The following is a 256-nucleotide window of genomic DNA, read 5'->3' as shown; positions in this document are numbered from 1 at the left end:
CCCTCCGGCGGGCAAGGCAGGCGCTCGCCCAGCTGAGCTAAGGCCCCAAACAATTATCGGGCAGCCAGGACGTGACCCTGCGACCCCCTGGTCCCAAACCAGGTGCTCTACCCAGCTGAGCCACTTCCCGAAAGAACACGCGCCCGAGAGGAGGCGAACCCCTAACCTCTTGATCCGTAGTCAACCGCTCTATCCAATTGAGCTACGGGCGCATATGGTGCCGAGGGCGGGGGTCGAACCCGCACGGTGGTCACCC

The 256-nt window shown here is 64.5% G+C and carries 2 tRNA genes; both read right to left on the bottom strand.

Annotated elements, in window-relative coordinates:
- Positions 1 to 8: 8 nt before the first annotated feature.
- Positions 9 to 129 (bottom strand) — tRNA-Pro (locus JDS82_RS29250).
- A gap of 9 nt (positions 130 to 138) precedes the next feature.
- Positions 139 to 212: transfer RNA gene (locus JDS82_RS29245), tRNA-Arg, on the bottom strand.
- Positions 213 to 256 lie beyond the last annotated feature (44 nt).

It is taken from the genome of Bacillus cereus group sp. N14 (assembly GCF_016483555.1).
GTDB classification, from domain to species: Bacteria; Bacillota; Bacilli; order Bacillales; family Bacillaceae_G; genus Bacillus_A; species Bacillus_A wiedmannii.
Note: the sequence above shows the minus strand (reverse complement) of the source record. Positions and strands in the feature narration are given on the sequence as shown.